19 protein-coding genes are annotated in these 23,464 nt (G+C 37.5%); 9 read left to right on the top strand and 10 right to left on the bottom strand.

The window, feature by feature from the left end:
- Nucleotides 1-24 precede the first annotated feature (24 nt).
- The 3 genes from FZC40_RS13410 to FZC40_RS13400 form a co-directional block, all read right to left on the bottom strand.
- On the bottom strand, nt 25-813 hold the full coding sequence (locus FZC40_RS13410; RefSeq protein WP_148605194.1) for an MBL fold metallo-hydrolase: 789 nt from the start codon (nt 811-813) through the stop codon (nt 25-27).
- Nucleotides 814-967: 154 nt separating this feature from the next.
- Nucleotides 968-2,245 carry a UDP-N-acetylglucosamine 1-carboxyvinyltransferase gene (locus tag FZC40_RS13405; protein ID WP_148605192.1) on the bottom strand — a complete coding sequence of 426 codons (1,278 nt, stop codon included), beginning with the start codon at nt 2,243-2,245 and terminating at the stop codon, nt 968-970.
- A 300-nt stretch (nt 2,246-2,545) separates the two neighbouring features.
- Nucleotides 2,546-3,817: a diaminopimelate decarboxylase gene (locus FZC40_RS13400; protein ID WP_148605189.1), complete on the bottom strand. Its 1,272-nt coding sequence runs from the start codon at nt 3,815-3,817 to the stop codon at nt 2,546-2,548.
- A gap of 302 nt (nt 3,818-4,119) precedes the next feature.
- Between FZC40_RS13400 and FZC40_RS13395 the strand changes: the two genes are divergently transcribed.
- Together FZC40_RS13395 and FZC40_RS13390 are read left to right on the top strand one after the other, a co-directional pair.
- On the top strand, nt 4,120-5,148 hold the full coding sequence (locus FZC40_RS13395; RefSeq protein ID WP_148605187.1) for a DnaD domain protein: 1,029 nt from the start codon (nt 4,120-4,122) through the stop codon (nt 5,146-5,148).
- On the top strand, nt 5,135-6,097 hold the full coding sequence (locus tag FZC40_RS13390; protein ID WP_186843724.1) for an ATP-binding protein: 963 nt from the start codon (nt 5,135-5,137) through the stop codon (nt 6,095-6,097). Before FZC40_RS13395 ends, FZC40_RS13390 begins: the two co-directional genes overlap by 14 nt.
- 113 nt (nt 6,098-6,210) lie before the next feature.
- Here FZC40_RS13390 and FZC40_RS13385 read toward each other — a convergent pair whose 3' ends face one another.
- On the bottom strand, nt 6,211-6,966 hold the full coding sequence (locus FZC40_RS13385) for a tRNA1(Val) (adenine(37)-N6)-methyltransferase (protein ID WP_148605183.1): 756 nt from the start codon (nt 6,964-6,966) through the stop codon (nt 6,211-6,213).
- 525 nt (nt 6,967-7,491) lie between these two features.
- On the opposite strand from FZC40_RS13385, the gene FZC40_RS13380 reads away from it, so the two are divergent.
- A complete protein-coding gene (locus tag FZC40_RS13380; protein ID WP_187389069.1) occupies nt 7,492-9,036 on the top strand; it encodes a hypothetical protein in 1,545 nt (514 codons plus the stop codon).
- A gap of 265 nt (nt 9,037-9,301) precedes the next feature.
- Here the strand turns inward: FZC40_RS13380 and FZC40_RS13375 are convergent, their stop codons facing one another.
- A complete protein-coding gene (locus FZC40_RS13375) occupies nt 9,302-10,474 on the bottom strand; it encodes a 3D domain-containing protein (protein WP_148605179.1) in 1,173 nt (390 codons plus the stop codon).
- A 485-nt stretch (nt 10,475-10,959) separates the two neighbouring features.
- Here FZC40_RS13375 and FZC40_RS13370 point away from each other — a divergent pair, with 485 nt between their 5' ends.
- The gene (locus FZC40_RS13370) at nt 10,960-12,336 is read left to right on the top strand and encodes a TrpB-like pyridoxal phosphate-dependent enzyme (protein ID WP_148605177.1); all 1,377 of its coding nucleotides are present in this window, start codon (nt 10,960-10,962) and stop codon (nt 12,334-12,336) included.
- A 108-nt stretch (nt 12,337-12,444) separates the two neighbouring features.
- On the opposite strand, the gene FZC40_RS13365 is transcribed toward FZC40_RS13370, so the two are convergent.
- A complete protein-coding gene (locus tag FZC40_RS13365; RefSeq protein ID WP_148605174.1) occupies nt 12,445-14,025 on the bottom strand; it encodes an ASKHA domain-containing protein in 1,581 nt (526 codons plus the stop codon).
- Between the two features lie 382 nt (nt 14,026-14,407).
- Between FZC40_RS13365 and FZC40_RS13360 the strand changes: the two genes are divergently transcribed.
- Both FZC40_RS13360 and FZC40_RS13355 read left to right on the top strand, forming a co-directional pair.
- The gene (locus FZC40_RS13360; protein ID WP_148605172.1) at nt 14,408-15,079 is read left to right on the top strand and encodes a response regulator transcription factor; all 672 of its coding nucleotides are present in this window, start codon (nt 14,408-14,410) and stop codon (nt 15,077-15,079) included.
- A gap of 5 nt (nt 15,080-15,084) precedes the next feature.
- Complete coding sequence (locus FZC40_RS13355) at nt 15,085-16,623, top strand: sensor histidine kinase (protein ID WP_148605170.1); 1,539 nt, start codon at nt 15,085-15,087, stop codon at nt 16,621-16,623.
- A gap of 226 nt (nt 16,624-16,849) precedes the next feature.
- Here the strand turns inward: FZC40_RS13355 and FZC40_RS13350 are convergent, their stop codons facing one another.
- Together FZC40_RS13350 and FZC40_RS13345 are read right to left on the bottom strand one after the other, a co-directional pair.
- Nucleotides 16,850-17,539 carry a DUF4956 domain-containing protein gene (locus tag FZC40_RS13350; protein ID WP_148605168.1) on the bottom strand — a complete coding sequence of 230 codons (690 nt, stop codon included), beginning with the start codon at nt 17,537-17,539 and terminating at the stop codon, nt 16,850-16,852.
- A 12-nt stretch (nt 17,540-17,551) separates the two neighbouring features.
- Nucleotides 17,552-18,331, bottom strand: coding sequence for a polyphosphate polymerase domain-containing protein (locus FZC40_RS13345; RefSeq protein WP_148605166.1), 780 nt, complete (start codon nt 18,329-18,331; stop codon nt 17,552-17,554).
- 590 nt (nt 18,332-18,921) lie between these two features.
- On the opposite strand from FZC40_RS13345, the gene FZC40_RS13340 reads away from it, so the two are divergent.
- Together FZC40_RS13340 and FZC40_RS13335 are read left to right on the top strand one after the other, a co-directional pair.
- Entirely contained in the window at nt 18,922-19,701 is a 780-nt protein-coding gene (locus FZC40_RS13340; protein WP_148605164.1) for a polyphosphate polymerase domain-containing protein, read from the top strand.
- Nucleotides 19,702-19,712: 11 nt separating this feature from the next.
- Nucleotides 19,713-20,402, top strand: coding sequence for a DUF4956 domain-containing protein (locus tag FZC40_RS13335; RefSeq protein WP_148605162.1), 690 nt, complete (start codon nt 19,713-19,715; stop codon nt 20,400-20,402).
- Nucleotides 20,403-20,627: 225 nt separating this feature from the next.
- On the opposite strand, the gene FZC40_RS13330 is transcribed toward FZC40_RS13335, so the two are convergent.
- Together FZC40_RS13330 and glnA are read right to left on the bottom strand one after the other, a co-directional pair.
- Complete coding sequence (locus tag FZC40_RS13330) at nt 20,628-21,203, bottom strand: ANTAR domain-containing response regulator (RefSeq protein WP_148605160.1); 576 nt, start codon at nt 21,201-21,203, stop codon at nt 20,628-20,630.
- Nucleotides 21,204-21,242: 39 nt separating this feature from the next.
- Nucleotides 21,243-22,571 carry a type I glutamate--ammonia ligase gene (gene glnA, locus FZC40_RS13325; protein ID WP_148605157.1) on the bottom strand — a complete coding sequence of 443 codons (1,329 nt, stop codon included), beginning with the start codon at nt 22,569-22,571 and terminating at the stop codon, nt 21,243-21,245.
- Between the two features lie 685 nt (nt 22,572-23,256).
- Between glnA and FZC40_RS13320 the strand changes: the two genes are divergently transcribed.
- A partial coding sequence (locus FZC40_RS13320; RefSeq protein ID WP_243135819.1) for a glutamine synthetase III domain-containing protein occupies nt 23,257-23,464 on the top strand: 208 nt, incomplete at its 3' end.

The following is a 23,464-nucleotide window of genomic DNA, read 5'->3' as shown; positions in this document are numbered from 1 at the left end:
TCACCTCAACTTTCGTTAAAGTTCTTACAGTTCTATTATCTCACTCACACTCGATCTTTTGGCAACAAAAAGATTGACATCTTCTTTTAGAATAACACCTGCTCCTGCAAGAATTCTCGCAGTCGTTTCATATGCAAGTAACGGATAATTGTTTTCCTCACTTAAATGAGCTAATATTAAATGTTTGGTCCCTTTTTTGACTAATGACAAAGCTAAATTTCCCGCAATTTCATTGGATAAGTGACCATAATCGCTTTTTATCCGCTGTTTTAGATAAAAAGGATAACTTCCAGCCTCAAGCATCGATACATCATGGTTGGATTCAAGGAGTGCCAAATCACAGCCAAATAAGGCTTTTGTCATTTCAGGTGTTATAATTCCAGAGTCGGTAGCAATTCCCAAACGTTTTTTACCATCATTAATAATAAACCCTGCTGAATCAGCAGCATCATGTGATGTTCTAAACGCCTCAATTTCTAAGTCCTCTACTGAAAATGGCTTATCAAATTCAAAGGTTTTAATATTGTGAGGAGCAATCTTTCCTAAATCATCAACCATCGCCTCCCAGGTCTTTTCATTCGCGTAAATCGGAAGGTCGAAGCGACGAGACAGTACCCCAAGTCCATGAATATGGTCTCGATGTTCATGAGTTACTAGAATTCCACAAACTTCATCTGATTTTTCCCCAATATCAGTTAAAGCTCTTTGAATTCGGATACCGCTGAGACCGGCATCAACAAGTAGTTTTGTATTCTTATTTGAGACAAATAGACTGTTTCCAGAACTTCCACTGTATAAACTACAAAATTTCAATCTTCGCTCCCTATATTCATTATTTCATTAGTTTAGATTATTCCATTCCGAATCTTCCAGAGCTCCGATTGCTGGATTTATCCTATCGAATTTTGCTTAAAGTTGACTTAACTCAGCTTTATTTTTTTAAGGTTAAACCCTTGCAATATCATTGTTAAATACCCGGATTGTCTTTTTCAGAAATACGCCGAATATCTGCTCCTAAATTACGTAAATTTTCTTGGAGGTTTTCGTAACCTCGATCAATATGTATGATATCAGTAACTTTTGTTTCTCCATCAGCAATCAGTCCTGCCAAGACCATGGCTGCCCCTGCTCGGAGGTCCGTTGTCCGAATCTTTGTCGCCGATAAAGCCTTAACACCAGTAATACTGGCGGTTCGGCTATTAATGGAAATATTTGCTCCCATTCTTCTTAATTCATCCACATATTTAAAACGACTTTCAAAAATGCTTTCAGTAATGGTGCTGGTGCCTTCCGCAATCGTCATTAAAACCGCCATCGGCTGCTGTAAATCGGTTGGGAATCCTGGATAAGGCATAGTCTTCACATTCACCGCCTTAAGCGGCCGCTTTCCAATAACCCGGATACCATCATCCTCTTCACGAACAGTCACTCCCATTTCGGTCAACTTCGCGGTGATTGCTTCCATATGTTTGGGAATAACGTTCTTGATTAGCACATCGCCTTCGGTGGCCGCTGCTGCCATCATATAGGTTCCCGTAGCAATCTGATCAGGAATCACTGAATACTCACAACCGTGCATTTCGTCTACACCGGTAATTTTGATAACATCCGTCCCGGCACCTTTGATATTTGCACCCATCAGATTTAGAAAATTGGCCACATCGACAATGTGCGGTTCTTTAGCAGCATTTTCAATGACCGTTTTTCCATCCGCTCGAACAGCCGCCAACATGATATTAATCGTTGCGCCAACACTCACCACATCCATAAAAATATGTGCACCTTTAAGCTCAGGTGCCTCCATTTTCACTTGTCCATGTTCAATCACAACCGTTGCTCCTAAGGCTTGAAAGCCTTTTATATGCTGATCAATGGGCCGATCCCCAATATTGCAGCCTCCTGGCAATGGCACAATCGCTTTTCTATAACGTCCCAACAACGCCCCCAAAAGATAATATGACGCCCTCATTTGCCCTGTTTCTTCTTCATAATCCGAAACATCATATGAAATTGGTTTTTCTGTATTAATTATAACGGTATCATTTTCTCTATATATTTCAGCTCCAAGCTTTTCAAGAATGTCAATCATTTTATTAACATCTTTAATATCTGGAACATTTTCTATTTTACTTGAACAAGCACAGAGTACTGCAGCTGGAATAATTCCCAATACAGCATTTTTCGCCCCGGAGATTGTAACCTCGCCTTGCAGCTGGTTACCTCCTTCTATAATAAAAACATCCATATTACTTTCCTTTCAACGCATGCATATATGCAATATCCAATTGGTAATTATATCATAAGTTCAAAGATTATCAAGAAATCTCTTCGTATTTATCGCAATTTTTTGCAGTAATTATTTTTATTTTTCACAAGCTATATTCACTGTGAAACTATATAATAACATAATTTTCAGATAATCTAAAGATTATCTGAAAAACAAAATAAAAAAAGCTCTTCATTCCCTTTTTGTTTTGGGTTTGAAGCGCTTATATTCTCGTTTATCCGCACAATCACAATTAAAAATACTGCTGATTGATTTTTATTAAAATCCCATCTTCTTGTAAATATCAAAACAATCCAATGTGGCAAAGTAATCCGCGGGTGTTTCCGCCCTGCGAATAAGTTCAACACTACCATCTTCTTTTAATAAAAGTTCCGCTGATTTCAACTTGCCATTATAATTATATCCCATTGAAGACCCATGGGCGCCGGTATCATGAATGACTAACAAATCCCCATTTTCAATTTCCGGAAGCATTCGATCAATGGCAAATTTATCATTGTTTTCACATAAAGAACCAACAACATCATATTTATGATCACATGGTGCATTTTCTTTTCCCATAACGGTAATATGATGATAGGCACCATACATTGCCGGCCGCATTAAGTTAACGGCGCATGCATCACATCCAATGTACTCCTTATGGGTATGTTTTGCATGAATAGCAGTCGTCACCAGGTGCCCGTAGGGTCCCATCATAAAGCGCCCCATTTCTGTATAGAGCGAAATATCTCCCATTCCCGCCGGTACCAGTACTTCTTCAAACACCTTTTTTACCCCGGCACCAATCACCCGAATATCATTCGGTGTTTGATCTGGTGTATAAGGAATACCAACCCCTCCGGAAAGGTTAATAAACTTGATAGCCGCACCGGTTTCGTCTTTTAACTTAACCGCTACTTTAAAAAGTTGTTTGGCAAGCATTGGATAATAATCATTTGTGACGGTATTACTGGCCAGGAATGCATGAATTCCAAAGTTTTTAACGCCTTTTTCTTTCATGATTTTAAATCCTTCAAAAAGTTGTTCCGTTGTAAACCCATATTTTGCATCTCCGGGGTTATCCATGATACCATTGCTGACAGTAAACACTCCCCCGGGATTATATCGACAACTTAACGTTTCCGGTAATTTTCCAAGTGTTTTTTCCAAAAAATCAATATGTGTAAAATCATCTAGATTGATGATCGCCCCAATTTGGTTGGCATACTCATATTCACCGGCTGGTGTTTCATTCGATGAAAACATGATGTCCTCGCCATTTAACCCCATCGCATTGGAAAGCATCAATTCTGTTAAAGACGAGCAGTCGCAGCCGCATCCATAATCTCTTAATATGTCAATCAAAAACGGGTTGGGTGTCGCTTTTACCGCAAAATATTCTTTAAATCCTTTGTTCCACGCAAAGGCTTCTCTTACTGCTTTTGCATTTTCCCTGATTCCCTTTTCATCGTAAATATGAAAAGGGGTTGGATATTTTTTTATAATTTCTGCCAATTGTTTTTTTGTCACAAACGGTTTTTTATTCATATCATTCGTCTCCTTGCTGGCTTCACTTTTTTATTTTTATAATTAGTAGTTCCTATTGGGAACACTATATATGTTTTAATGGAATTTGTCAATCATAATGATTGATTTCACCCAATATAATGTTGTTACCCCTTCAAGGCTCTGTTATTATCATCACCATAAATTTTTCAGGCATTTTTTTTATTTTTCTGTTCTTAAGGAAAAAATCAATTCCTCACAAATTATATTCAATGTGATATAATAGCAACATCATCTTTAGATGAACTGAAGAGTTTTAATATTTATATTACATGAGGTAAAAAATGAACCGTTTTGAATTAGTTTCCAGCCATGATGACTTGGGGGTAACGCCTATTGAAAATATTTTTATAAACCACTATATGCCGATGGCTCAAGGGGATTATGTCAAAGTCTACCTCTATGGACTGAAACGTTGCTTCAACCAGGGGTTGACCCCTATTAGCAACGAAGATATTGCGAAAGATTTAAACTTACTCGAAACCGATGTAAAAAAAGCCTGGGATTACTGGGCTTCTGAAAAAATCATCTCTATCGAATACACCGGGACCCGGGATGCTCTTGTACGGTTTTTTAACATCACCGGCACAATGCTCTATAAAAATGAGGAGGTTCCCAAAACAACGGTGCCTCGACATCAAAATTCCACCGATACCCTGGAAGACCGGATTGGCCGGATGTATGAAACCATTCAGGATATGTATGAAAGCCGAACGATTTCCCGTAAGGAAACTCAGCTTTTTAAACATTGGCTGAGCGAGTATAATTTTACCCCTGAAGCGGTGATTCTCATTGTGGAATATTCCCTCAATATGATCAATAAAAAAGACCGAACCTTTACACCCGCTCAGGTAATCAGCTATTTAGAAACTGTTGCCAAAAGTTTCTACACTGCCGAAGTTCGGGACCACCTGGAAGCGGAAGCCTATATTAAAGAGTCTGCTCAAAAAAGAAAATCTTACTATCAGATTTTCAAATACCTTGGCATTCAGCGCAATCCCATGGTTTCAGAACGTAAAATGATGGATATCTGGTTTTTCGACTATGGCTTCTCCATGGAAATCATTGTTCAAGCCTTGTCCCGAACCAATAAACCGAATCTGAAATACATCGATGGCATCTTAAAGAATTGGCATGAACAGGGCTTCAAGACCCTTGAAGATATTAAGAATGATAAACCCAAGCCGCGAAAAGCGGTAAAAGAGACTGTCGAACCCATGAGTGATTCCCGTAAACAGGCTTATCTGGATATGGAAGTCGCATTTACCGAAGATTTATGGCCGGAACTGGAGGTAGATGATGAAAACCTATAAAGCTGCGTACGCATTGCTGCTTGAGAAGCAAAACGCCTATCAGTTTAGGCAGCGCCAGAGAAAAGAGACCCTCTATAAAAACAAACCTGAACTTTCTACCCTTGACAGTAGCATCAATCATCAGGGCATTGCCCTGACCCGGGCAACCATTGCGCGTGACGTGGGAAAAGCCGATGCCATTCGAAACAAAATGAGTACATTGGAAGCAAGAAAGAAAGAAATATGTTTGGGCCATGAGGATCTCCTGTCCCATTCCTATTTTTGTCCCCACTGTAAAGATACCGGAATGATTGGTTCAGATATTTGCCAATGCCTTAACCAATGCCTGTCGGAAGTCAGTTTTTCAACCTACGATTTAAAGTCAAGAGCCCAGAAAGAAACCTTTGAGACTTTCAATTTTGATTATTATTCGGATATTCCCATGATCGAAGGCGTCCCCAGCCCCAGATCAAATGCTCAGACCAACAAAAAATTGATGCAAATATATTGTCAAAATTTTGATTCATTACAAGATCAGCTCCTGTTTACAGGACCTCCGGGTGTCGGCAAAACCTTTATGTCCAACTGTATTGTCAACAAGCTGGCAGAAAAAGGTTACGGCATTGTTTATGTTACCGCTGCCCATTTGGTCTCCAGCATTCAGGACCAGCTTTTCAAGGAAGGCAAAACATCCGAAGAGATTTTCAAGCCGCTGATTCTTTGCGACCTTCTGATCATCGATGACCTGGGGGCTGAATTTTCTTCTGAGTACAGCCAGAAACAGCTTTATGAAGTAATCGACAGTCGTCTCAATGCCGATAAAAAAATGATTATTTCGAGCAATTTGACCGTTATAAAGATACAGGAAATCTACGATGAACGTCTTTCATCGCGAATATGCGGAAATTTTAAAACCATCGCTTTTCACGGAGAAGATATCCGCATCTTAAAAGTAAAAAAATCCCGATAACAATTTCATCGTCCATTTCTAAAAGCTAATTCTTCACCCAGTTAACGGTTGAACTACAATAAATAATTGGCTTTAATTTTCAAAATTTTTCGAACTTAAACCGGAATAAATTTTTATTCCGGTTTTGTCATTCCATAGATATCATAAATTTCCTGTGTATACTGCCCTTCCTCATTGTAAACAATGAGGGGCGCATCTGTTTTCAACCCTGGTCGTCCGCTTTTTCGCCCTTCAATCAAGACAAGATTCGCCTCTTTTTTAATTGAAGGATAAACAAACTGAAGATGCTTGACCTCAATTTTATAAGTTCGCATGAGCGAAATAATATCTCCAAGGCGTTCAGGACGATGAACGAGAAATAACCGACCTCGATCTTTAAGCATCCGCTTGCTGAAAATAAGGATATCTTCGATATTACATAAAATTTCATGACGAGAAATTGTTTTGGTGTCCTGCTTATTTTTTAATCCCGCCTGAGCGCGCATATAGGGAGGATTACTCACCACCACATCATAAAAATTCGGTATAATTTCTTCTCCCGGTTTTGTAATATCTCCATGAATAATTTTTATTTGAGATGAAAGTCTGTTAAGTGCTATACTTCGCCTGGCCATTTCCACCAAAGGCTCCTGAATTTCCAACCCGGTAATGGATTGAGCCTGTGTTTTTCCATATAGCAATAAAGGAATAATACCTGTTCCCGTTCCCAAATCGATAATATGGATTGATCCTTTCGTCCGTTTTGAAACAAACCAGGATAACAAAACCGCATCCATTCCAAAACAAAAATACTCCGGATTTTGTATAATTTTGAGATTTTCAAGTCCTAGATCCTCGATTCTCTCTCCTTTTTTTAATAAGTTATCCACATTTAACTCCTCCATTGTGCACTATTTCATGATATTTTGGGTTTATTCACAATCTTTGTCCACAAAACATTGATTTTTATCCACTAATTGTGGATAAAATGTTATTCACTAGCATATTATCCTCAGAAACATCCGATAACATGGGATTTCAAGAATATCCTATTTATTCATAGACTGTTGATTGTTTTTTGCTATCTTATCCACATATGCACAAAAAAATGTTAACAAATTACATCAGTTAATTTAATTCCTTTAAAACAGCCATTTGAAACTTTTCTTACAAAAGAAAACAATCTAAACCCTGTTGATAAAAAAGAAATCCCTTGGAAGCTGGCATTTTTTAGTTTTTCCCTTTAATATATAAGAATTCTTTGCTATAATGGTAAGTCACAGAGGACTACTCCATGTTAGCTTTCTTAAGCATCCCTCTTTAAAACTTTCTTTATCATCCTCGATTATGATGATAAAGTCAATCATGAAATATAAATTGCAATGAAATATAAATGCGAAAGCGATGGATATATGATGGATAATGAAAAAATCCAGCCCAGTAAATTGGATATTATTCTTAAAAAAAAGAAAAATTTAGACGATACCATCAAAGAGTGCGAGATACGTATTGATAAAAAACTCGCATCCTTGGTTGAAGAAGGTATCATTTCTAAAGAAATGAATCCCAATATTTTTGAAACAAATTTTCAGGATTTAACTCAATCAGATGACCATTTTCTTTCAGGTATTGATATTTCTGATGACGATGCTTTGGATCAGGCTGTTCTTAATTCCCGACCATTTGATAATAAGGGCAATCAGTTAGCTTTTTCTGGAGATGATCTATTACTTAATAAAGCATCGAAAAGCAGCAGTATTTTTGATGCCAATACCACAGCTGGTGAAGAAGATGACGATGAAGAACTTCCGACACTTTCAAAAATTCTCGGCCGACCTTCTTCTTTTAGCGATAACTATGCCGAAGAAACCCTAGTGCCAAATGACTTGATTGCGCCAGATGCCCTTTCAAATATACAAGAAAAGCCTGAAGAATTAATTCAGACTTCGACTCGTCCTGATCCATCTGAAAGTGAAAAAGGCTCTTCTGATGCGTTCATATTAAATGAAGATTCGTTAGCGCCTGAAACAAAAGAAGATTTCCAAACCAAAAACAAAGCCGCAACAAAAGCTTCTAAATCCCCAGTTTCAAAAGAGAAAAAAGCCAGTCCTGTTAAGACTCCTATTCAAAAACCAAACTTAATTGACATGCTTATGCCGCTGATATTCTTTATTATTGGGCTCGCTTTCTTTGGTGTTTTTTTAACACTGGCCGCCTACACTTTTAATTTTGTGGATTACTCGGTGTTGTTTATACTATTCACCTGTTTGATTTTCACAATTGCCATGCCGGTTGGTGCCAGTATCTTTTTTATGATCCTTCTTTTGTTCAGCTATATCGTGATATCACTCATTTCTGTTTTTTATCTTGAAGTCCCCTTTGAGCTCTATCAAATCGGTTGGATTGTTGTTATTCCCCTGCTTTTATTGAGCAGTACCTTTTTGATCAAAAAGATACGTGAGCTTTTTGAATTCAAAAAATCTCTGGAGCGTCAGCTCGCTGCTTATGATAATCTGGAAGAAAGCCCGGGACTGACCATTGAAAAAGCACATTACAAAGATTTAAAGTATGCCATGGAGCGAGCTGCTAAAGGTGAGACCATTCTTACCCTTGAAATGATTTCTATTTCCCATTTAAAAACGCTTGAATCAATTAACGGTTCCCGTCTTTGGGATGAAATTCTTTTCAAGACTATGAAAATAATTAAGATGCATTGTTATAATACCCATCTTATTTATATTCTGGACGGAAGTATTTTTAGTATCATTATGGAAAACACCTCCGTAAAAAATCAATTGCTCATTAATCAAGGCATTACCGAAGCTTTTAATAACTTGATTTTAGAATACGATGCCATTGATGAACATGTTGAACTTATTATTGCACCTGTTCCTTATTCTCGAGATATAACCAATCCCTTTGATTACAGGGCTCTGGGTTTACGACATCTTAATAGCTGAAAGACCTACCTGACTGTTTATTATAAATAATGAAAAAAGCCCTTCAAGAGTTAAAACTTTTGAAGGGCTTTTTCATTATTTATGAAGCAGTTATTATTTATTCGACCATTGTTTTAAAAACAGGCATTTGATCAGCCTTGGCGTCGGTCTGATGGCTTTCTTTCTATTTATTGTTATATAAACTATCGTTGCGATGCTTTCGTTATTTCTCGTTAAAAAAGAAGATACAAAAGTATCTTCTCAAGTATCTTCTTTTTTAATTTACTTATTGATAAATAATATAAGCTTCCAGATTCTGGCGGCCAAACTGAATACATTCATTATAGGTATTCATGTAAATATCAACAATCCCCTCGGTAACAGCACCACCACGATCTTCAACTGTATATGTTATCCCCGTTGATGGAATATAGATCTTAGTACCAAGTGGTAATCCGCTCCATGCCGCTACTGTATGATTTGCTGTTGGCATCACACCTGATGCGGTTGCATTTCCTGTTGCAGTATAAGCTGTGCAATTTAAGACTGTCTGAACTGCGCCTGCAGGAATGGTTGTCGTTGTATCTACTGGCGGTGTTTCTGCTACTGGCGTTTCTACTGCTGGTGTTTCAACGACTGCTGGAGTTTCAACTGCTGGTGTTGTCGTTGCTGCTGGTGTCGTCGCTGCTGTTGGTGTTGTCGTTGCTGCCGGTGTTGTCGTCGCTGCCGGCGTTGTCGTTACTGCCGGTGTCGCATCAACAGCAGTTTCTTTTGTACCAACTTCGATTATTTCCTTAATTGGTTCTGTCACAATTGCTTGAGAAACAACTTCTCGCTTTTTTTCAACGCTATCTTCATAAAGAACTCGTTCAACCTGACTGGTTGTTCCATTAACGCCTACCTGAACAACTTTTGTTTTTCCAACTTCTAAATCAGGATTATCTTTTTTCTCAGTTGTATAAGCAATTGTCTGCAAACTTGGCAATTCTGATACTTTAACACGAACCACCTTAACCTGACTCACATCTTCCAATGCTGTTGACTTAGCTGGCTCAACGCGATCAAGATCTCCCAGTTCAATATTATTCTCTTCCAGTAAGTCTCCCACGGTTTCTGCATCCGTCTGATAAGCAATCGTTTCTCCATCAACTAAAAGATTTCCACTGACTTTGGCTTTTATTTCAATGTTGTCAACTGCATATAATGCGGTATTGGTATCGACACTAACTGAATAATCATCTCCGAGTTCAATTCCATTATCTTTAAGAACATCCCCCACATTTTCATAAATTCTGCCACTCATTACTTTTTGAGTATCACCAATCTTCACGGTCACTTCTTTAGCAAAAGCAAAAGAACATGTTGTTCCAATTATGCATGTTACGATAATACCGGTCATTCCTAGTTTAAGAACTGATTTTTTTCCTTTTGTAAGGCCTTTTGTCTGCTTTCCTTCCATAAAACCTCCATTTTCATTTCAATGATTACATTAATATTAATTTTCGTTACAATTTATTTACAAATTGATTGTACTTCATTTCTAAATATTTGTCAAGATTAGATTTTTTTGATTGACATTTCTTAAATTTTACTTTAAACTGAAATTCATTATAGATAGTTTCAAACCGTTGATGCGGAGATAACGGTGAAAAATGCACTTCCAGAGAATGAGGATTGGTGAGAACCTCACAGTACGCAATTCATCAAATGGACCGCTGAGGGCATGATCAAAGGTGTTAACTGAGTATTTCATGACGTGACAACTACGTAAGTGTTGAGGAATATAGTCGTATTCTGCAGAGACAGGTTTTATTCCTGTAAAAAAAGGTGGCACCACGAGTAATCAAACTCGTCCTTTACATTTTTGTTGAGGATGAGTTTTTTGTTTTCCCATAAACAGGTTTCTGTTTAAATATAATAAGGAAATAGAAAGGAAGTATTATTATGGCAACGATACCCTACAAGATTTATTTAAGTGAAGATGAGATGCCCAGATACTGGTTCAATCTCCGTTCAAAAATGAAAACACTGCCTGAACCTTTTGTTAATCCGGCAACCGGCGAATATTGCACCAAAGAAGATCTTCTCCCGGTGTTTTGCGAAGAACTTGTGGATCAGGAACTCAATGTAACCGATGAATACATTGAAATACCGGAAGAAATTCGTGATTTCTATAAAATGTACCGTCCCTCTCCTCTTGTTCGAGCCTATTGTTTAGAAAAAGCATTAGCTACCCCTGCGGAAATATATTATAAATATGAAGGAACAAACACATCTGGTTCACATAAGCTAAATTCTGCTGCCGCTCAAGCTTATTATGCCAAAAAACAGGGTTTAACTTGTTTAACTACCGAAACCGGTGCCGGACAGTGGGGAACGGCTCTATCCATGGCTTGTGCTTACTATAACCTGGATTTAACTGTTTATATGGTTAAAGTATCGGCTGAACAAAAACCTCATCGTCGAGCAGTCATGGAAACTTATGGCGCTAAAGTTATTGCTTCACCATCCAATACCACCGCGGCCGGAAGAAAAATTCTTGCAGAAACCCCTGATACCAATGGTTCCCTGGGTTGTGCCATCAGCGAAGCCATCGAGGTTGCCGTGACAACCGATAACTGCAAATATGTTTTAGGAAGTGTATTGAACCATGTCGGACTTCACCAGTCCATCATCGGTATGGAAACAAAAATCGCCTGTGACAAATATGGCATTAAACCTGACATCATCATTGGCTGCGCCGGTGGCGGTTCCAATTTATTGGGTCTCATCGCACCGTTTATGGCAGATAGAATTCAAGGGAATAATGACATCGACTTTGTTGCCGTCGAACCGGCTTCCTGCCCTTCCCTTACGCGTGGAAAATATGCATTGGATTTTGGTGATACCGGAAAAACAACTCCTCTGATTAAAATGTATACCCTGGGCAGCGGATTTATGCCTTCTCCCAACCATGCCGGGGGATTGCGCTACCACGGGATGAACCCCATTATTTCTCAGCTTTATCATGAAGGATACATTCGCGCAAAATCATATGTGCAAAATGACGTTTTTGAAGCTGCCGTTAAATTTGCCCGCATTGAAGGCATCCTACCAGCCCCTGAATCTTCCCACGCCATTAAGGCCGCCATCGATGAAGCTTTAGCCTGCAAAGAATCCGGCGAGAAAAAAACCATTATTTTCGGATTGACCGGAACCGGTTATTTTGACATGACTGCATATGCCAGCTACAATGCCGGAACCATGACTGACTATATTCCCACAGATGAAGATTTACAAAAGGGATTTGACAGCCTTCCCAAAATCGAACAAAAAAAATAAAAACGATCATTTTAACCCACCCATATTAATAAAAAAGTTAAGCTTATTGGAAAAGTTCAAAATGAAGTCCTGGAGACACGAGTAACATCAGTTGTCTCCAGGATGGTTTTATTTGCTGTCTCTTCTTATGTCACGCAATCTCCCCCGTTTTATTAGTTCCGCTTTAACGGTAGGATAAGAATCAAAATCCGTATGCGGTAAAAAGCGAGCCGCAAACATGCGCGTTAAAAAATCCGTTGCTGCCCCAAACTCTAAATATTCAATCTTTTCCTGAAGCATTTGAACCTTGTCCATTTTTTCAGCACTTATCAAAAGTGCATATGCCCCCTTTAGCGAACTATTACCCAATGAAACAAATCTATCTCTTGGCAAGTCGGGATAAAGTCCAATGGTGATCGCTGATTCCAAATTGAGGTAAGTGCCGAATGCGCCAGAAATATATAGGCGTTGAACTTCGGATGCTTCCACTCCCAATCGTTCCAGGAGATAAGCAACCATGGTATTTGCAGCCGCTTTGGCATCAATGAACTGGCCGATATCCGTTTGCGTAAAGACCAGTTCCTCTCCGCTTCCAGATTCTCCCTTCCAAGCATAAACAACCCCATATTCTCGATCTTTTTTGATAATCCGCTCTGAAATCTCAGGGTTAAACCTTCCCGAAAAATCAATCCATCCATTTAACAGCATCTGAGCTAAAAGATCCACAATCCCTGATCCACAAATACCCAGGGGTTTACTATCGGCTATCGTTGTCAGTTTTAACTGGTTCTCTTCTATTATAACGCTGTCAACAGCACCGCTACTCGCTTTCATCCCATTTTTACTGATCGCGCCTTCCAGGGCCGGTCCAGCTGCACCAGCTCCTGCTAAAAGGAAGCTTTTATTTCCTAGAACCATTTCTCCATTGGTGCCAATGTCGATAAACAAACCCAACTCTTCCTTTTCATGAAGCCCTGCAACCAATAACCCACTCACGGTATCGCCACCTAAATAGTTGGCGACGGATGGCATGCAAAAAACGACTCCTTCTATGGGTAACCCCAAGTCCCTGGCATTCATGAAACCAGTATGATTAAAAACTGGTGCGAAAGGATACTGAAAAATAGGCCAGGGATCAATCCCCAATAAAAAGTGAATCATTGTTGTATTTCCCGAAATAACCATAATATAAGATTCTTTAGGATCAATACCCGTTTTTTCTTTTAAACTATTCAATAATTCACTGAACGTTTCAATGGTGCTTTTCTGAATTTCCTTTAAATGGCTGCATTTTTTTTTAGTATAAAAAATACGACTTAAAATATCATCACCAAACTTAATTTGATGATTAAAAACGCTCGTTTGGTCAAGAATAGCTCCGGTATTTAGGTCAACCATTTCCATCGCAACCGTTGTGCTCCCCAAGTCTACCGCGATACCATAATGATAATTGGTACGATCACCAGCTTCCAGTCTGATGATCTCCCAAACTTTCTCATTTTCTATAAGTGTTAGTGTCATTTCCCAATTTGCTTCTCGACAGAAAGGATAGATCGTTCTTAACATCTGATAGGAGAATTTGACTTTTCCAAATTCCTGGCTCAAAGCTTTAATAATTCGCTCTTTATCTCCAATAATATCTCCATCCCCTGGCGGCGAAAGTTTTAGAAAAATCTTTTTGGTTAGGGCTTTTTCTCTAAGTTTTTCCATAAATACCTCCTCTGTATAATTTTATTTCTTATCATGTATCCAGTAGCTCAGCGATTTATCTGAATACAATTATTTTTACCGCTTAAAGAATTATTCTTAATTAAAAATTTCATGATAGTAAGTTTAACATAATAAAACATTACTTGTATATATTATTCTGTACTTATACGAATTATTTTTGAATTAATATCAACTATAAGAATTATTTAATCCGAACTTCTCGTGGTTTCCAGAAAATCGTCAGGCAACCTCAGACATTAATTTTTCCTGTTATCTTCATTAATAATAATAATTTTCAGCCATTAATCATAACCTGTTCACTTAATAAACACTTAGTAATATTACTCTATTTATATTATAATAGTACAAAGAGGTGAAATGAATGTATAAAATTTTAATTACCGACGATGAAGATAAGATTAGAACTTTAATAAAGAAATATGTAATTTTCGAGGGTCATAACGCAGTCGAGGCCTCAACCGGTATGGAAGCTGTTGAATTATGTCGCAAAGAGAATTTCGATATTATTATAATGGATGTTATGATGCCTGAGTTAGACGGTTTTTCCGCCGTCAGAGAAATCCGGAAAAGCCAGGATACTCCAGTATTAATGCTTTCAGCCAGAGGTGAAGAATATGATAAAATCCATGGGTTTGAATTAGGCATTGATGATTATGTTGTTAAGCCTTTTTCACCAAAAGAATTGATGATGCGTATTGATGCCATCATGAAAAGAACGACTAAGAAAAAGTCCCTTGAACATGAGCTCTTTCAAAAAGACGGTTTTTTAGCTGATTTCACAGCAAGACGAATCATTATTAATAATGAAAATATCGATATGTCACCTAAAGAGTTCGATCTGATCTTTTATTTTATACAAAATAAAAATATTGCCCTCACTCGAGAAAAACTGATTACAGAAGTTTGGGGCTATGATTTTTATGGCGATGATCGTACCTTGGATACACATATTAAACTGCTGAGAAAAAGTCTGGGCGAATATGCTGGGCTAATTACAACTCTTCGCGGGGTTGGCTATCGATTTGAAGGTTGAATCCATTGAAAAAGAACAATAAATCTACATCCAATAAAGCAAAAAATAGACTGAATCATATCAGCATAAAATGGAAAATTTTTCTTTTCCTGTTGGGTTTCTGCGGCGTTCTTCTAATTTTGCTTTGGCTTTTTCAGGTTGTTTTCTTAGATAGTTTTTATAAGAACATTAAAGTTAATGAAATAAAGACTTCAGCAAAAACCATCGAAAAAAACATTAATAACGACAATATTGAAACCATTATCTCCAATATTACCATCAGCAATGATATCAATATTGAAGTTTTGTCAAGCACCGGAGAGATTCTTTATTCATCCCACGTTCTGCGTGATAATTCTTCAACTTTTGATGAAAATTCAGTTTCTTCAGAAGTCGATAATAATAGTGGTGAGCTTTTTCAGTATTATAAGCACAATGTGACTACAGATGATACTTCCAGCACTGCAGATAATGTTCCTAATACGATTGATTCCACTCCAGAACTTGATGCGTTAACACCGGTTCCAAATAAATCTCATGGCGAACAAGAAACCATTGTTTATTCTAAAATCATTAAAGATGGAAACAATAATGATTTAACCCTTGTTCTCACTTCGCTTATTTCTCCCGTTAAGGCTACGGTTAATACCCTTCGCGTACAGCTGTATTACATCACCGCTGTTATGATTCTATTTTCGGTTATTTTGGCACTTATTATTGCAAAATGGATATCAAAACCCATTGAAGCGATTAATAATAGTGCAAAAATGCTGGCAACGGGAGACTACAACACCCGTTTTGAAGGAGGAGGCTACAAAGAAATTACTGAACTCTCAACTACACTTAACTATACTGCCAAAGAGCTCTCCAAGGTTGAAAATTTGCGCCAGGAATTGATTGCAAACATCTCACATGATCTCCGAACACCTTTAACCCTAATTAGTGGTTATGCAGAAGCCATGCGGGATTTGCCTGATGAAAATAATTCCGAGAATGCTCAAATCATCGTCGATGAAACGCAACGACTCACGACACTTGTTAATGATGTCATGGATATTTCGAAGCTTCAATCTGGCAATAACACGATTCGTCCGCAACATTACAATTTCACCTCCAGCATCCAGGAAACTGTCAACCGTATGAATAAGTTGATGGAAAAGGACGGTTACAACATTAGCTTTGAACCAGATCATGAATTAACCGTTAATGCTGATGAAACACGGATTTCCCAGGTGTTTTATAATCTATTGATAAATGCCATTAACTATACCGGTTCCAATAAAAAAGTTATTGTCACCCAAAGTACTTATAAGAATCCTGAAGATACTTTAAATGAGTGGGTTAGAATAGAAGTTGCCGATACCGGAGAAGGCATTAGCTCTGAAGATCTGCCCTACATTTGGGAACGTTATTATAAGGTAGATAAAACCCATAAACGAGCAGTCACAGGAACCGGTCTGGGCTTGTCCATTGTAAAATCTATCATCGACATGCATGGCGGCGATTATGGTGCTACCTCAAAAATAAATGAAGGCTCAGTTTTTTGGTTTTCCTTTAGAATTTAAAACCTTCTTTTTTTAACTTGCCAATATCCTTATTATGCGTTGAGGCGGATACCCAATTTGGGTATCCGCCTCAACGTGCGTCACTGGATAAATATTAGCTTTTTAATTTTTTAAGCGCGCTTACTTAAGCTTATCTGTTATTATGCGAATGTTTATAAGCAACCAAAGACTTTCTTAATCTTTGCACAATTTATGTTATGAAGTTCTCTATATAGATTTAGTGGCCTTAACTATATACTTTTTCGTTATTAATTTCAGTGTTTAATACAATACTTAAATTTCCGTTTCGGCATCGTAATTTATCAATGAATTCTTTTTGATTAATATCTTCCTTTAAACACAAAGTATAAACAATTTCAAATAGCGCACCGAAATCACAAGTTTTTACCCGTTGAACTTTGTAGCTCTGGGTATATTGCAGCAAGATATCATCAAAGCAATCCTGATAGTCCAGATCTTCAGGGATGGTAATTTTAAGCTGCATGTTGCGAGTTTTGGGTTTAGCATATTTTGTTGTGCTGAGAATAACCATGACGATACAAAGTATAATGGCAAAGAGTACACCATAAGCGATGTAACCCATGCCACAGGCAAGCCCAACAGCTAGGGTAAAAAAGACATAGGAAATATCGATGGGATCGCCGGGTGCGCTTCGAAAACGAATCAGACTGAATGCTCCGGCTAAACTAAAAGCACGGGCAATATTGTTGCCGACCAGCAAGATAATAATGGCAATGATAGCCGGGAGCATAATCAGTGTTATGGTGAAGCCGGGTGAATAACCGTCTTTCCCCTGGGTTTTAATATAAACGATACTGATAAATAAACCCATAATTAAGGACGTAAAGATAATTTTCAAAGTTGATCCTACGCTCAGAGTATCGGTAAGCGCTGATGCAAAAAGTATTTTTGACATAAATATTCTCCTTTAATTGCTGAAGTAGTATTTTAATTCGGTATTGTCGGAAATGGGCATGTTAATGATTTTGGCCATGCCTTGTCTGCGATATTCTGTATACGCGTTGCCGTATTTTGAAAAGCTGGAGCTGTAAATTTTTAAGCTTGATAACGCATGGGTGAGCCATACGGGAATCGCACCCAAAATCTTTATTTCCATAATATAACCGTCTTTAGGCAAAAGTTGATTTCCAAAGTCTCCCTCTTCTAAAGAAAGATTGTTTTGACGGTTTTTGATGTTGCAATCGAAAGTTACCCGGAATTCCGGATCATTTTTTCCAACAAAAGCAATGCGATCATAGCTGATATAGGCTTTGGGCTCAATGACGTGATGGTCTAAAAAATTATCAATTTCTTCAAGAACCAGGCGATTAATAGCGTTAGCTTCCAACGGGTATTCTCTTTTTGAGATGAAACGGTTGGCTTCATTCAGGGTCATGGTGGCCCGACGTTTGCTGACAATGCCGCCTATTTTCTTTTTTAATTCCAAAAAGACCTTGTCATCAGATGAAATTGGAATGGCATAGCTTCGAAGACGGAGCTTTTCTTTATAGTAGGGCTTCGAAAGAGAGTGCCGTATAATATCGTAATTTTCAGTGTCAAAATAGATATTATAAATCGAGTAGCCATTATTCTTTAATGTGAAATCATCTGGCATCATTTCTGCTAAAAGTATTGGCATCAGTTCTTTAAGCTGAAATTCATGTATCTGATATTTTTTTTCATAACGTTTAAATGTTGTTGTAATCATTATGATCCTCCAAATATTTAAGTCTTTTAAGTAAATAATAAAATTTTACATTCTACAATAAAAAGCGAAACAGCTTGAAATACTTCACTTATTCAAAATCTAGATAACTTCAATAAATATGATCAATTTATTACTTCACTATTTTCAGATAATACCTTAAAATTTATTTCATCATTTTTTAACACTGAGATCAGCTATATTCTTACCTTAGCTCAACCAAATGAGAATTAAATCATTATCTTTTTGTCATAAAAGATAAGCTTTGTATTTTCTCCTTTCCTCTGATAGTGACCGTTGTATTCTTCTGATCCGTCTTGATTTTCCCTGACTCCACAGATTTTGATTTAACTCTGTGAATTTGTCTAATATCTGTGATGTAAACTTATTCGTGCAATTATTATACAATATTCACAAAAAAAACACAAATTTAACAAACACTTAACAAATTGCTCTTGTATACTAATACCTAAGAAAGCCACCGGAAAACTCATAACCCGATTTTTTCTGTGCTTCACAGGTAGTTACCAAGTTAGTACAAGTGCTCGTTTGGATTTTTGCCTTTGTAAAAATAAAATATTTGGAGGCTTATGATGATTACAAAAACATTTAAACGCTATGAAAACAAATTTCAATTAAATGAATCTCAGTTTGAACAATTACTGCCCATTCTTTTAACCGAAATGGTACCGGATAGTTATACATCAAAAAATGACAGCTATTCGATCTATAATATCTATTTTGACACTGAAAATTACGATATTATAAGGCATTCCCTTTCGAAACCTTATTACAAGGAAAAACTTCGTCTTCGAAGCTACGCCATTCCAATTTCATCTGATGACAAGGTCTTTTTGGAATTAAAAAAGAAAATAGGCGGCATTGTCAGCAAACGTCGGGCCACCATGACCCTGAATGAAGCCAACCGTTTCATCTCAAAAAGAGAATACCCGTTGGAAGCTAACGCTATTAATCGCCTGGTTCTTGAAGAAATTGATAATTTTTTAGACCATCACATCATTGTGCCCAAAGCCTATATCAGCTATGAACGCAGTGCCTACTTTGGGAAAAACGATCCGGAATTCCGGGTAACTTTTGACCATAATATCAAAAGCCGTCAAAATAATCTTTCTTTAGAAAAGGGAGACTTTGGAAATCAACTTTTGCCTAAAGACGGTTATCTTATGGAAATAAAGATTTTGGGTGCGATTCCCGTATGGCTCACCCATGCGCTGTCAAGCTTAAAAATTTACAGCTCCAGCTTTTCAAAATACGGCAACGCGTATACAGAATACCGCAGACAAAGCATGGCCAAAATCATCAACATGCCCATTTCCGACAATACCGAATTAAAATATTGCATCAGCAACTAAAGGAGAATCTAATGTTAGAAACACTTTTTGCATCAACGCTTACCGATACCCTAACTTTAAGTACCACTTTAAATGTCATCTTTACTTCCTTAATCATGGGCTTATTCATCAGCATTGTTTACATTAAAACCCAGGGGAGAGACGGTTATTCACCCGGCTTCACCATAACACTGATCATGCTGCCAGCTATCATTGCCATCATTATCTTGCTGGTCGGCAACAATATTGCCCAAGCATTTAGCTTAGCCGGCGCATTCAGTCTGATACGTTTTCGAAGCGCACCTGGCAATCCGATTGATATATCCTACGTCTTTTTCACCCTGGCTGTTGGCCTTGCCTGCGGCATGGGTTACATCGCTTATGGTATAATCTTTGCCATCATGCTTTGTGTCGTTATGGTCATTCTTAGTATAACAAAATATGCTAAACCCAAAATTCGCAACATGCAGCTTAAAATTACCATCCCTGAAGATCTGGATTACCAGGATTGCTTTGACGATATTTTGCAGCACTATACCCAAAGTTACAAAATTCAACGGGTTAAAACCAGTGATTTTGGGGCATTATTTGAAATTGTTTACACTTTGTGTTTAAAGGAAGATATTAATCAAAAAGAATTCATTGATAAATTACGATGCCGGAACGGAAATTTAAGCATTGTTCTAAATACTGAAATCATTAACGAAAAGATTTACATTTAAAAATTCAGTTTTTGCATAGAAAATTATTGTTGGCATTTTATCAATATGTACAATACTTTTCAGCACCTCTCCCTCAGAAATTACCAGACCTACCTACCAGAATAGAAAACAGCACCCCCTATGGCTTCATTCAATTCCATAGAGGGTGCTGTTTTTCTATTTTATCAACAAAATTCAAACTGACATAAAAAAATCAATTTGGACATTCTTTTATTGGAACATGATTTATGCTTTTTTACCATAGGTTTTAATAATCTGTTCCGCAACTTTTCTCGGCGACGTTCTCATATCCATTGCCTTTTTTTGAATATAACGATGTGCTTCATCCTCTGTCAAATTCAAATATTCCATCAGAAATAGTTTTCCTCGAAAAACGATGCTAAGATCATCTAATTTTGCTTTTAGTTCTCTGTTCTGATTTTGCAAGCGTTGGAACTTTTCCCGCGACTGACAAACAAAACGCACATTTTGAACAAGCAATTGACGGTTAAATGGCTTCGGTATAACAAAAGCCGTGGTATCGATGAGTTTTTCTTCGATACTATCTACTAAATCACTTTTCACAATGAGTATAACCCCAACCATGAATTTTTCTGAAATATCGATAGCAAAATCGGTGCCAAATTCATCACCTAAGGGGGTGTTCACGATTACTAGATCATACTCTATTTCCTGAAGCCGTCGGCGCCCTTCTCCAGCAGATGTTGCTGAATCAATTAATTGAAAATTCATTGGGCGTAAAACATCAGCAAGCACTCGAATTACGTCATCTTGTTTGCATACCAATAATACACTGCTCAAGGCTTCTACCTCCTGCCCTTTTCATTTTAATTATCTGGCTTAATAAGTCGACAGGTAGCGATCAATTTCCCATGGATGAACGGTCTTTATATAATCCATCCATTCAACAGTTTTAAGCTCAATATAGTTTTTAGCCAAATTTTCTCCTAAAATCGTTTTAATTAGGGGATCTGCTTTCATGGCGGCAATAGCTTCTATTAAAGTAATTGGCAGTTCTTCAATGCTTTCATTAATTTTGGTATTTTTTATGATTTCATTTTCGCCCGTTGCCAACTCATCCATAAGTGACAATTTTTTTTCAATGCCTTCAAGTCCTGCTTCTAAAATCAGGGCAAAGGTTAGATAGGGATTGCACGTGGGATCAGGGCTTCTAAGTTCAAACCTAAAATAATTATCTATCAATTCCGGTATACGAATGAGCGATGAGCGATTTCCAATTCCCCAACTAATAAGTTGAGGAGCTTCCTGACCTCCCGTCAGACGTTTATAACTGTTGACCAGTGGATTTGCTACTGCAGTTATCCCCTTAATGTGAGCTAAAACACCAGCAATAAAATACTTGGCTTCGTCGGAAAGGATATTGTTTTTGTTTTCAAAAACACTCATTCCGTCTTTTTCCAATGAAATATGTATATGCATCCCACTTCCTGGTTCATCCACAAGTGGTTTAGGCAAGAATGACGCATGAATCCCATTTCGTTGTGCGACAGTTTTTACCACCGTTTTGAAGGTCATAATATTATCCGCAGAAGAAAGCGCATCATCATATTTAAAATCTATTTCATGCTGACCCCGCCCTGCTTCATGCCGTGAACTCTCAATTTCAAAGCCCATATCTTCCAAGGTCAGACAAATCTCCCTTCGGGTATTTTCTCCACGATCATAGGGGGCCAAATCAAAATACCCAGCTTTATCGGTTGGTATGGTTGTGGGATCTCCATTTTCATCCTGTTTAAAAAGATAAAATTCGCATTCAGCACTGGTATTAAACTGAAAACCCTTTACCGCTGCACGTTCCAGTGTTTCTTTTAATATCCGACGACTATCCGATTCAAAAATATCTCCATTAGGATATCGGATATCACAAATAATTCGTGCAACCTTTCCCTGTTGTGGCCTCCAGGGCAAAATTTGAATCGTACTGATATCTGGACATAATAGCAAATCCGAATAATTGGATTCGGAAAATCCTACTACCAATGATGCATCAAAGGGAATTCCACTGCTCAATGCACGTTCAATTTGCATCGGTGTAATTGCAATATTTCGATTCTGACCAAAAAGATCGCAAAATTGAAGTCTAATAAATTTGACATCATTATCCTCAATAAATTCCATCGCATCAATGGTTCTTTTCGCTAAGCTCATTTCATACCTCCATTTTTTAAATTATGTACCTAATTATTCTTATTCCGATGGGATCAGTATCGATTCCAGCTCTTATATATTTTTCAATTATAACATAAGCTTTAAAAGAAAAATAAAAAAGAACAAACTAAATCAATCCCTCTGAAATTAAAATTTTTCAGGAGGACCAAACGCCATTGTTCTTTATAAATATTCTTATTTAATTTTTTGTATACACTATACTTTTTCTATATTAAAACACATTTCTACGTGATATTCAATTTTTATTTTTATGATTCTGCCTGATAAGGATTTCATCTTTTAACCTTATCTACACTATATAATTGGGATAATTAAGGAATCAGAAAAGCTATATTAACCTTTATTTTTCTGTATCTTGATAACCTTTACATCTGAATTCATAAAAATTTCTCTTTACAAAATATTTTTCATGATCTATAATAAACACAATTTAAAAAGTGGCGATTGCCACACAAAAAAAATAGCAATGGTGCTTTTGGAGTGTTCGTATACGCTTCTGAAGGCACCTTTTTTACTTCACACTGGTTTTTATACCCTGTTTGTCTATTATGATACATGGGATTTATAATTCAAAATACAAATTTAGGAGGACACTCACGTGCCAGATGTTACACATGAAAATATAGCCGATATTTTTGGATCTAAAGTTTTTAATTCAGGTGTCATGCGAAAGCGCCTGCCAAAGCACATTTACGCTTCTCTTCTTAAAACAATGAAAGAAGATCTACCGCTGGAAGAAAATGTGGCTGAAGTTGTCGCCAACGCCATGAAAGATTGGGCCCTGGAATTGGGTGCCACCCATTTTACCCATTGGTTCCAGCCAATGACCGGCATCACAGCTGAAAAACATGATGCCTTTATCAACCCCACCG

The organism is Acetobacterium tundrae (assembly GCF_008086615.1).
Classification (GTDB): Bacteria; Bacillota; Clostridia; order Eubacteriales; family Eubacteriaceae; genus Acetobacterium; species Acetobacterium tundrae.
Note: the sequence above shows the minus strand (reverse complement) of the source record. Positions and strands in the feature narration are given on the sequence as shown.

Bases quoted from the DNA above. Each gene is read 5' to 3' on its own strand.
- FZC40_RS13405 (WP_148605192.1), bottom strand. From the start codon at position 2,245: ATGGATGTTTTTATTATAGAAGGAGGTAACCAGCTGCAAGGCGAGGTT.
- FZC40_RS13400 (WP_148605189.1), bottom strand. From the start codon at position 3,817: ATGAATAAAAAACCGTTTGTGACAAAAAAACAATTGGCAGAAATTATA.
- FZC40_RS13395 (WP_148605187.1), top strand. From the start codon at position 4,120: ATGAACCGTTTTGAATTAGTTTCCAGCCATGATGACTTGGGGGTAACG.
- FZC40_RS13390 (WP_186843724.1), top strand. From the start codon at position 5,135: ATGAAAACCTATAAAGCTGCGTACGCATTGCTGCTTGAGAAGCAAAAC.
- FZC40_RS13380 (WP_187389069.1), top strand. From the start codon at position 7,492: ATGGATAATGAAAAAATCCAGCCCAGTAAATTGGATATTATTCTTAAA.
- FZC40_RS13375 (WP_148605179.1), bottom strand. From the start codon at position 10,474: ATGGAAGGAAAGCAGACAAAAGGCCTTACAAAAGGAAAAAAATCAGTT.
- FZC40_RS13370 (WP_148605177.1), top strand. From the start codon at position 10,960: ATGGCAACGATACCCTACAAGATTTATTTAAGTGAAGATGAGATGCCC.
- FZC40_RS13365 (WP_148605174.1), bottom strand. From the start codon at position 14,025: ATGGAAAAACTTAGAGAAAAAGCCCTAACCAAAAAGATTTTTCTAAAA.
- FZC40_RS13360 (WP_148605172.1), top strand. From the start codon at position 14,408: ATGTATAAAATTTTAATTACCGACGATGAAGATAAGATTAGAACTTTA.
- FZC40_RS13350 (WP_148605168.1), bottom strand. From the start codon at position 17,539: ATGTCAAAAATACTTTTTGCATCAGCGCTTACCGATACTCTGAGCGTA.
- FZC40_RS13345 (WP_148605166.1), bottom strand. From the start codon at position 18,331: ATGATTACAACAACATTTAAACGTTATGAAAAAAAATATCAGATACAT.
- FZC40_RS13340 (WP_148605164.1), top strand. From the start codon at position 18,922: ATGATTACAAAAACATTTAAACGCTATGAAAACAAATTTCAATTAAAT.
- FZC40_RS13335 (WP_148605162.1), top strand. From the start codon at position 19,713: ATGTTAGAAACACTTTTTGCATCAACGCTTACCGATACCCTAACTTTA.
- glnA (WP_148605157.1), bottom strand. From the start codon at position 22,571: ATGAGCTTAGCGAAAAGAACCATTGATGCGATGGAATTTATTGAGGAT.